We start from the raw sequence: 10016 nt of genomic DNA, 5'->3' as shown, positions 1-10016 counted from the left end.
AGTTGCCAACATGTGCGTTTGAGCCAGTTAGTTCGTTAAATATGGCTGATTTTCCTACATTTGGATTGCCAATTAAGGCAACCGTAAAGCTTTTCATGCAACCTCCTTAATTATAATCTTTGAAGCCAGACCTTTGCCTAAAGCATACTTTGAACCGTTTATTGCAATAATTATAGGTCCTTTTGCGTTATAGATTACCCTTAGCCTTGCACCTGGTACTAAACCCATTTCTAAAAATTTTGTGTACGATCCATGACCGCCTTCTATTCTAACAACTTCATACTCAGCATTTTCATCTGCTAAAATTAGTGACATAGCTTCACCTCTCAACAATTATTTTCTCCGCCTCGTCTTTTCTTAGTGTTAAATGATATCCAAGAAGCGTTACTTCAATTGGATCTCCAAGAGGTGCGACTTTTTCTACTTTAATCTGCACACCTGGCGTTGTACCCATAGAAAGCAATTTACTTTTTATTGGAGAGTTTTCTATTTTGACAATTTTAGCTGTTTCTCCCACATTAATCTCGTTTAACTTCATATATGCCTCCCTTTTTGCAAATTTATCAAATTGTTCTTTAATAAGCGGATTTGCTGCTAAAAAATCTGTTAACTTTATAAATTGTTCATAAGTTTGTTTGGATAAATCATGTTCAAGTTTGTGAGCGTCTATAATTGCTATATCTTCTGGAATTCCCAGCGTAAAAGTTAAAAATCTTAGTATATTTTTTTTGCGCTCAAGTAAATTTTTTGCAAGTTCAATACCGTAATCTGTAAGCGTTATATAACCGTATTTTTCATGGTTAATAATATTTTTTTCTGCAAGCGTTTTTATTGCACTAACAACTGTAGGTAAACTTACATTTCTTGTTTTGGCTATATCTTTTATACGGGCAACTGTACTTTTTGTTGTGTGCTTTAAGATATCAAGCAGGTAATCTTCTTGCGTTTCACTTAAGTAAACCATTTTGCCTCCTTTTTTTTGCAGATATTTTTTGCAAAACATACTGAACAATTTTTTATTGATTTTGAATTCAAAAAATACACTTTGTCTTTTTTTGATAAATCAAATATTATTTTGATCAAAGCTTCTGGCTTTAAATTTGTTTTTTTCAATAAATCATTGAATGTTATGCCTTTTTGTTTGTGTAATAAATGCATTATATACTCTCTCATAAAACCTCCAAGATAGAATGATAAAATAATATTAGATAAATCTAACAATTTGTCAAGCAAAAAATTTTATGCTAAATTGTCAAAAAAATTTAAAAAATTCGTTTTTAATATTGAAAACACTTTGATGGAGGTGCAAGTATGAAGAAACTTGTGGTTTTTTTGGGTTTATGTCTAGTTCTTGTAAGTAAGGCTTTTGCTAATGATTTGAGTTTGGTTAAAAATTCTACGATACAAAGCGGTGCTTGTGATTTGACCGTACATTTGAAAAATGGAGAATTCAAATCAGATTTGCAAAGGTGCTACATAAGTGTATATGATGTGGTTTTTGGTAATTTAAACAATAAAAGAGTTGCGGTGCTTGTTAGCGGTGAAGGTGGTGGCGGTAGCGGTTGTTTTTCTTATGTTAGGGTAATGGAAAAAGTCGGCGGTAAATACAAACAGATTTCAAATAATATAGACTTAGGAGATAGGATAGATTACAAAAAAGCTTATATAAAAGGTAATATTTTATATGTGGATTATTATGAGCACGGACCTAACGATTGTATGGCTTGCAAGCCTACTCTTCACAAAATTTTGAAATTAAAACTCATTAACAATAAATTAGTGAAAATATAGGAGGCAAGTAAATGTTTTGTCCAAATTGTGGTACTCAAATACCAGATGATTCAAAATTTTGTCCAAGTTGTGGCACAAGATTTGATAAACCTCAAAGTAAAAACACAAATGATTTTGTAAACAGTATATTGTTTTTAAAGGAAATGCTTACACCAAAGTTGTTGCAATTTTTTTACTGGTTAAGCTTATTTGGTATTGCGCTTGTAAGTATAGGTATGATGACAAGAGGAGTTTATTTTATCTTAGCTGCTCCAATAGTATTTGTTTTGTTATTTTTGCTTATTAGAGTTTATTTTGAGTTTATTATTGTTGTTTTTAGAATTTATGAGGAATTAAAACAAATAAATGAAAAAAACAAATTAGTTTAATTGGCTTGACTGCAAGCGGTATATACAATATAATACACCCGAAATGATAATTAATGAAATTGAGGGTGTATTAGAAAACACGGAATTTTCAAATGGTGTGTATTTTTTTGAAGTTAATGTAAAAGGTGATACTTTTTTTATTTTGCAGCTACAAAATGGATGCGACAAACTAAATACTGTAAAGTTAAGGTTTCGTGAAAATGATGTAAGTATTGCAAAGAAAGCAATCTCAGAAATTAGCATTTCAAATATACACAAGGCTATTGTAAAGAGCATAGAAAATGGCCACTTACTTGCTAGAATTGAGCTTTTATACAAAGGTCATCTTATTTATAGTTTAGTAACAAATAAATCGCTTAAAAAACTTAATATAAAAGTTAACGACGAAGTTTATTTTTTGGTAAAAGCTATTTCTATAGAGGTTTTATGTGAGTGATTTTTTACTGCCGCTTTACCTGACATTTAAACTTGCAATTATTGCTACAGTGGTATTATTTTTTATTGGTATTTTCGTTGCATATTTTTTAGCATACACAAAGTCTAAGCTACGTTTTGTATATGAAGCTTTGGTAAATATACCTTTGTTTTTGCCACCAATTGTTTTGGGTTTTTATATACTTGTAATTTTTAGTCCTGCTTCGTTTTTGGGTAAAATACTGGAATATTTTGGTATAAAACTTGTATTTAGTTTTTCTGGACTTGTTGTTGGAAGCATTCTCTACAGTTTTCCATTTATGGTAAATCCTCTGGTATCAGGATTTAGAGCTTTACCTAAATCTCTCAAAGAAGCCTCGTATACGCTGGGCAAAACAAAGCTTGAAACATTCTTTAAGGTTTTATTGCCAAACATGAAGCCGTCTATTTTAAGTGCGGTTGTTTTGACATTCGTCCACACAATTGGCGAATTTGGTGTTGTATTAATGATTGGTGGCAATATTCCAGGTGTCACAAAAGTTGCCTCTATAGCTATTTTTGATGCTTCTATGGCACTTAACTACAAATTGGCAAACTTTTACTCGCTTGTTTTGTCATTAGTATCTTTGAGTTTTTTGATGTTTGTATTTTTTATCAATAAAAAATTCGTATCAAATGATAGAAGTTAAGTTAAAAAAGAAACTTTTTACATTTGAATTAAATGTGGATTTAACTATACAGGGAAATGATTTTGTATCAATTTTTGGTCCATCGGGTGCTGGTAAAACCACTATTTTAAGGCTTATTGCAGGCCTTGATAAACCAGATTCTGGATATATCTGCGTTGATGGTAAAGTGTGGTATTCAAGTAAAGACAATATAGATTTGCCTGTCAGGCTACGGAAAATAGGTTTTGTTTTTCAGGATTATGCCTTGTTTGAGAATATGAGTGTGGCAAAAAATGTAGAGTTTGCGCTTGAATCAAAAAAAGATTCTGGATATGTTGATGAGTTGCTTGAACTGGTGAATTTAAGAGAGTATAAAAATGAAAAAATTAGTTTATTATCTGGTGGGCAAAAGCAAAGACTTGCACTAATTAGAGCTTTAGCTAGAAAACCGAAAGTTTTGCTTTTAGATGAGCCTATGTCTGCTTTGGATTGGTCACTGAGGGCAACATTGCAAGATGAGCTATTGTTTTTGCAAAAAAAATTTAACATTACTGCTATAATGGTTAGCCATGAAATTTCAGAAGTAGCAAAGCTAAGCGATTATATTTTTGTTATAAAAAATGGCAAAATAACAAAGCATGGCAAACCTCAAGCAATTTTTGATATAGATACAAATAATGTAAATATTTTTGGAACAGTAATTGATAAAAAAGCTAGCGATCTTTTAGGTATACTAAAGGTATTAATAGGAAATAGTATAGTTTATATACCTACAAATAAAAACCAGTTTTCAAATCTATCTATTGGTGACAAAATACTTATAACTACAAAAGCGTTTAATTTTTCTACAAAAAAAATTATACTTGATTAATTATTTTTCTATGCCATCTCTTGCTATTACGCCTTGGGTATAGTAGTGTTTTATTTCTTTCATTTCTGTAACCAAATCGGCTCTATCTATAACTTTTTGCGTTGCATACCTGCCAGTTATAATAAGCTCGGTGTTTTGTGGCTTTTTATCAATTAGCTCAATAAGCTCATCATCACTAAAAAGTCCAAAAAACACGGCAATATTTGCTTCGTCCAACACAACAACATCAAAAAGATTCGGGCTATTGGTAAATATATCCATTACGTAATTGTACCCATCTTTTGCGGCTTTAATGTCTTCGTCTGAAGGTTTTGAATGAATAAATTCTGGTCTGCCAAATTGCTTTATTGTCAGGTTTTCAAACCTTGAAAGCGCCTTGTGTTCGCTGTAGGGTAATCCTTTAACGAATTGTACAAACAAAACCTTTAATCCTGCTCCTAGAGATCTTATTGTTAAACCAATTGCTGCGGTTGTTTTACCTTTGCCGTTTCCTGTGTATACTTGTACATAGCCTTTTTCTTTCATATTTAGCCTCCTAAAATTTCGTTCAAATAAGAAACAAAATGCATTACTTTAATATTAAGACCTTTATTTTGTATAAATCCTTGTATTTGCATAATACATCCAGGGCAAGCTGTAATTACAATTTCTGCATCAGTATCAACAATATTGTTTACTTTTTTTTCAACAAGTTTTTTTGATATACTTTTGTGCATTATAGAATAACTTCCAGCAAAACCGCAACACTTATCACTTTCATTTAAATTAACAAATTTTGGCTCTATTTCATTTATAAATGATTCCAATATCAAAGAAGTTTTAAGTCCCCTAAGTAAATGGCATGGATGATGGTATGTGATTTTTTTGTTAAGTGGTTTTAACTTATTTTTATCTATTTTTTTAAGAAAATATGAGCCTGCATCAACTAACGCAGCATTTAGGTCTATGCCTGCAAGTTCAAAGTAATCTCTTTCAATCATATGTTGGCAGTGAGGATCCAAAAAAATAACTTCATCATATTGTTCTATCTGGGTTGAAACTTTTTTTGCGCTATTTACAGCTTGAGACTGTTTTCCGTTGTAATAACAAGCAGCTCCACAACAGGCACTCTGTTTGACTACCGAAATATTGATATTGAGTTTTTTTGCTAAGCTTAAACAATCGTTGCCTAAATCATCATAAAAAATGTTTACAGCGCATCCAGCAAATAAACCAATGTTTGATTTTTGTGTTTTTATTAGATCAAATGATTTTTTGTTTGGTTTTGGAAATACTCTAAAATCAAATCCAAAATACTCATCAAGTGTTTTATTATTAAATTTCATCTGGTCTTTGAACAGTTTTGACATAATGCCAATAGATAAGCGCAAAAGAGAATAATTTGTCAGGCTATCCAATATTTTATCTTTAATCAGGCTATTTGTTGGGTTTTTTGATTTAATTTTCAGTATTAGAGATTGTATGGGAATCTTGCTTGAACAAATAGAATCACAAGCCATACAACCAAGGCAATAGTTTGCAAACTCTCCAATATCAGGATAGTTAGTTAAATATGATAGTAAAACACCGATTGGACCAGCGTATGCATCGCCTCTAAAAGCCAAACCGCTTACAGTTGTATATACACAACATGCATTTTGACATGCACCGCAGCGAATACATTGCAAAATTGGTGAGAATTCATTATTTTTTGATAATTTGCTTCTGCCATTATCCAGCAGTATTACATGAAATTCGCCAAAAGGTTTTTCAAAGCAATCTACATAGGATGTTGATAACTGGGCAGTTGCGGATTTTGGCAAAAAATCAACAATAGTTAATGCTTCTTCAATGTTTTCTACAATTTTGTCTATTCCAACTACACATATATTAATGTCTTTTAGCAAAACATGCTCTACATTTCCTTCATTGCTTACAATAAAAAATAAGCCATCTTTGGTTACAACATTTGATCCAAAAATACCTGCATGAGTATAATTAAAGTATTCTCTAATTTTATTTTTAGAAAATTGAACTAGTTCATCTAAATCACTCGATAAATTTTCACCAAACTTTTCATTAAGCAGGTTTTGGATTTTTTCTCTTGACATATGTATTGCAGGAGCTGTCATATGGGTGCTTGGCTGGTTTGCAATTTGAACAAGCCATTCTCCAAGATCAGTTTCGTAAGCATCTATATTGTTTGTTTTTAAGAATTTATTAAGATGTATTTCTTCCGTTGTTAGCGATTTTGATTTAACAACACATTTTACATTATGTTTTTGCAGTATATTTAATATGGCATTGCAAGCATCAGTAGCATTTTGTGCATATACAACATCTATGTTTTTTCTCTTTAAATTTTCAATAAGAGCCTGTGTATTTAATTCAAGATTTTTTATATTTTTTTGCTTTATTGTTTGTGTAATATTTTTGTAATTATCATAGTCAAATATCTTTTCTAAATATTTTCTTTTTTGAAAATAATTCGTTTCAAGTCTAGATAGAGCGTCCTGCAGGAATTTATCATTTACTAAATCTTCTTCTTTCATGAAGCCAACTCTAATTTTATACCTATATCGTATTTTTTAAGATATTCCAGTAATTCAAAATCGCATTTTAAACTTGATTTTGTTTTAAACAGAGTTTGTTTTGATTGTGGTTTTTGTAAACAGATAAACAATTGAGCATTGCCTGAGTTAGCATTTGTTAATTGTTTAATATCTTTGAGTACAGATTCTGCGTGAGCTATATTTGAATCAATTACAATGGTGATTTTTGAAATCTGTTTTAGTATCTCTTGCATGGGAATGATCTGTTTGGCTGTAATTGATGTTTTTTCTTCATTTTTTTCAAGTTTTCCAATAATCAAAATAGGCTCAATGCTGTTTAATTGTTTAAGCTGCTCATATAAGTTTGGAAATACTACAATCTCAATGCTACCATGTAAATCTGAAAAATTAACAAAAGCCATTGTTTGTTTATTTTTTGTATGGATTTCTTTTAAACTTGAAACAACACCTATAAGTTTGATTTCTGATTCATCATTTAAAGTGTCTAATTGTGAAATGTAGTTTATATCAAGCGATTTAATTATACTTTCATATTTTTTAAGCGGATTGTGACTTATAAATACACCCAATAGCTCTTTTTCATACTTTGTGATTTCTTCTTGTGTTGTTGTAATTTGTGGTTGCAAACTAACGGTATTATCCATCCCAAACAAGTCAGTCGAGGATTTTTTTGGGTTTTCTGCCTGTAGAAGTAATTGGTTTCTATTTTTATCGACAAAATCGAAACAGCCACTTTTAATAAGGCTTTCTACAACTTTTTTGTTTACTTTTCTTTGATCTGCACGTTTCAAAAAATCCAATAAATCCTTAAAGGATCCATTTTTTCTTTCTTCAATTATAATTTCTATAGCGGCTGCTCCGACATTTTTTATAGCCGAAAGACCAAATCTTATAGCTTTTTTATTTGAATCTTTTTGAGAAACAACAGTAAAATTAGTATAGCTTTCATTTATATCTGGTGGCAGAATCGGTATATTCAGCCTATTGCATTCATCAATATAGATTGCAACTTTGTCGGTATTGCTTGCTTCGCTAGCAAGTAAAGCGCACATAAAGTAAGCAGGGTAGTGTGTTTTTAGGTAAGCTGTTTGATAAGCAATATAGGCGTAAGCAGCAGAGTGTGATTTGTTAAACCCATACCCGGCAAAATACTCCATTAAATCAAAAATACTTTCAGCTTTTTTTTCATCAATACCATTTTTAATGCAACGCTCAACAAAAACACTTCTTTGCTGAGCCATTTTTTCTTTATCTTTTTTGCCCATGCTTTTGCGTAAGATATCAGCTTCTGCTAAAGTATATCCTGCCAAAACATTAGCAATTTGCATGACTTGCTCTTGGTATAATATTATGCCATAGGTTTCCTTTAAAATAGGCTCTAATTGTGGCAGAGGGTATTCTACTTTTGAAACGCCGTGTTTTCTTTCAATAAAATCCTTTACCATACCGCTGCCAAGTGGTCCTGGTCTATAAAGCGCAACTAAAGCTATCAAATCTTCAAAAACGGTTGGTTTGAGTTCGCTTATCAATTTTTGCATGCCCGAGCTTTCAAGCTGAAACACACCAAGCGTGGCACCGCTTTGAAGTAGTTTAAACACTTCTTTATTGTCTGTGGGTATGTTTAGTAAATCAAAGTTTTCGTTTTCGTATTTTTTTATCAGTTTAACCGCAAAATCGATAACGGTAAGATTCCTTAAGCCCAAAAAGTCAAATTTTATGAGACCAACATCTTCTAAATGTTCTTTTGAAAATTGGGCAATGATGGCATCTTCTCCAGCTGGCTTATATAGGGGACACCTATTATATATTGGTTCTTGAGAGATAACAACACCTGCTGCATGTTTTGATGCATGACGCTTTAAGCCTTCAAGTGTTTTTGATAAATCAAACAATTCTTGTATTTGCTTATCTTCTTGAATCATCTTTTTTAATTGATCGACTTGATTTATAGCTTCATCAAGCGTTGCATTTGTTGGTATTAGCTTGGCAATTTTATCGGCGCTTGCATAGCTAAAGCCCATAACTCTTGCAACATCTCTAATTACGGCTTTTGAAAGCATAGTACCAAATGTTGCAACCTGGGCTACATTGTACTGACCGTATTTTTCTTGCACGTAACTTATGACTTCATCTCTTCGCTCTACACAAAAATCTACATCAACATCTGGCATAGATATTCGCTCTGGGTTTAAAAATCTTTCAAACAACAATCCGTACTTTATAGGATCAATATCAGTTATCCCAAGACTATAAGAAACAAGGCTTCCAGCTGCTGAGCCTCTTCCGGGTCCAACAGGTATAGAGCGGCTTTTGGCGTAATTTATAAAATCCCAAACGATTAAAAAGTATCCGCTAAAATTCATTTGTTTTATTACATTCAATTCATACTCAAGGCGTGCATAATAAACATCTATTTGGTTTTTCAAGCCAAAGTTTTTTATGCGTTTTTCAAGTCTTTCTTTTGCAAGGTTTTCAAGCATTTCATTGTCTTTTTGCATATTTTCAGAAAAAACGGGATATATTAATTTTCCAAGTTCAAGCTCAATTGAGCAATTTTTTGCTATAAGGTAGCTATTATCTGGCGCTTCTTTTAAGTCTTTAAATTTTTCATACATTTCTTCTTGCGTTTTGAAGTAGAATTCCTGTGTTCTCATTTTCATCCTATCTTCTTCATTTATGAGCCTGTTTGTCTGAATGCAAAGCAGTGCATCTTGGGCTTTTGCGTCTGTTTTGTTTAAATAGTGACAATCATTTGTGGCAACCACTGGAGCGTTAATTTCATTAGCAAGTCTAAGTAGCAAAGGCTCTATCTGAGTTTGTTCTGGCAAATCATGCCTCATGATCTCTATAAAAAAGTTATCTTTGCCAAAAATCTCTTGATACTCAAGGCAAGCTTTTTTTGCCAAATTATAGTCGTTATTTAAAAGATAATAGTTAATTTCGCCATGTAGACAGGCGCTGCCAGCTATAATTCCCTCAGAATATTCTCTAAGTAATTGTTTGTCTATTCTGGGCTTATAATAAAAACCTTCAGTATAAGAAAATGTAGATAATTTTAGCAAATTTTGGTAGCCTTCGTTGTTTTTTGCAAGTAGTGTCAAATGAAAATTACTTTTATTTGATTTGTCAAATCTATCTGGTGCCAGGTATGCTTCAAATCCAATTATAGGCTTTACGTTATTTTTTGTGCAGGTTTTATAAAAATCAAGCACTCCAAACATATTTCCATGATCTGTTAGGGCAACGTATTCTTGGTTGTCACTTTTTGCTTTTTCCACCATTGCATTTATTTTGTTAGCACCATCTAACAAGCTATACTCAGAATGATTATGTAAATGCACAAATGACATAT

The 10016-nt window shown here is 31.8% G+C and carries 12 protein-coding genes; 5 read left to right on the top strand and 7 right to left on the bottom strand.

Annotated features, from left to right (window positions below; all coding sequences use genetic code 11):
• The 4 genes from ACP5FO_RS03385 to ACP5FO_RS03370 form a co-directional block, all read right to left on the bottom strand.
• Positions 1-97: FeoB small GTPase domain-containing protein (locus ACP5FO_RS03385; protein WP_428157031.1), on the bottom strand; the 97-nt coding region annotated here is incomplete at its 3' end.
• Positions 94-315, bottom strand: a complete 222-nt coding sequence (locus ACP5FO_RS03380; protein WP_092127609.1) for a FeoA family protein — start codon at positions 313-315, stop codon at positions 94-96. The genes ACP5FO_RS03385 and ACP5FO_RS03380, both read right to left, overlap by 4 nt.
• Positions 316-319: 4 nt before the next feature.
• Positions 320-964, bottom strand: a complete 645-nt coding sequence (locus tag ACP5FO_RS03375) for a DtxR family transcriptional regulator (RefSeq protein WP_025392561.1) — start codon at positions 962-964, stop codon at positions 320-322.
• Positions 952-1173: a hypothetical protein gene (locus ACP5FO_RS03370; RefSeq protein ID WP_025392560.1), complete on the bottom strand. Its 222-nt coding sequence runs from the start codon at positions 1171-1173 to the stop codon at positions 952-954. Before ACP5FO_RS03370 ends, ACP5FO_RS03375 begins: the two co-directional genes overlap by 13 nt.
• Before the next feature lie 138 nt (positions 1174-1311).
• On the opposite strand from ACP5FO_RS03370, the gene ACP5FO_RS03365 reads away from it, so the two are divergent.
• From ACP5FO_RS03365 to ACP5FO_RS03345, 5 genes are read left to right on the top strand one after another with little or no spacing between them, the layout of a single operon-like run.
• Complete coding sequence (locus ACP5FO_RS03365) at positions 1312-1791, top strand: hypothetical protein (RefSeq protein ID WP_025392559.1); 480 nt, start codon at positions 1312-1314, stop codon at positions 1789-1791.
• A gap of 11 nt (positions 1792-1802) precedes the next feature.
• A complete protein-coding gene (locus ACP5FO_RS03360) occupies positions 1803-2159 on the top strand; it encodes a DUF4282 domain-containing protein (protein WP_428157023.1) in 357 nt (118 codons plus the stop codon).
• A gap of 43 nt (positions 2160-2202) precedes the next feature.
• A complete protein-coding gene (locus ACP5FO_RS03355) occupies positions 2203-2595 on the top strand; it encodes a TOBE domain-containing protein (RefSeq protein ID WP_428107141.1) in 393 nt (130 codons plus the stop codon).
• On the top strand, positions 2588-3262 hold the full coding sequence (modB, locus tag ACP5FO_RS03350; RefSeq protein WP_025392556.1) for a molybdate ABC transporter permease subunit: 675 nt from the start codon (positions 2588-2590) through the stop codon (positions 3260-3262). The genes ACP5FO_RS03355 and modB overlap by 8 nt, the downstream gene beginning before the upstream one ends.
• A complete protein-coding gene (locus tag ACP5FO_RS03345) occupies positions 3249-4112 on the top strand; it encodes a sulfate/molybdate ABC transporter ATP-binding protein (RefSeq protein ID WP_143338644.1) in 864 nt (287 codons plus the stop codon). Before modB ends, ACP5FO_RS03345 begins: the two co-directional genes overlap by 14 nt.
• On the opposite strand, the gene ACP5FO_RS03340 is transcribed toward ACP5FO_RS03345, so the two are convergent.
• From ACP5FO_RS03340 to dnaE, 3 genes are read right to left on the bottom strand one after another with little or no spacing between them, the layout of a single operon-like run.
• The gene (locus ACP5FO_RS03340; RefSeq protein WP_287006277.1) at positions 4113-4637 is read right to left on the bottom strand and encodes a cob(I)yrinic acid a,c-diamide adenosyltransferase; all 525 of its coding nucleotides are present in this window, start codon (positions 4635-4637) and stop codon (positions 4113-4115) included.
• Positions 4638-4639: 2 nt separating this feature from the next.
• Complete coding sequence (locus ACP5FO_RS03335) at positions 4640-6643, bottom strand: LUD domain-containing protein (protein ID WP_428157022.1); 2004 nt, start codon at positions 6641-6643, stop codon at positions 4640-4642.
• A complete protein-coding gene (dnaE, locus tag ACP5FO_RS03330) occupies positions 6640-10014 on the bottom strand; it encodes a DNA polymerase III subunit alpha (RefSeq protein ID WP_428157021.1) in 3375 nt (1124 codons plus the stop codon). The genes ACP5FO_RS03335 and dnaE overlap by 4 nt, the downstream gene beginning before the upstream one ends.
• Between the last annotated feature and the right edge of the window lie 2 nt (positions 10015-10016).

It is taken from the genome of Desulfurella sp. (genome assembly GCF_049977265.1).
GTDB lineage: Bacteria > Campylobacterota_A > Desulfurellia > Desulfurellales > Desulfurellaceae > Desulfurella.
Note: the sequence above shows the minus strand (reverse complement) of the source record. Positions and strands in the feature narration are given on the sequence as shown.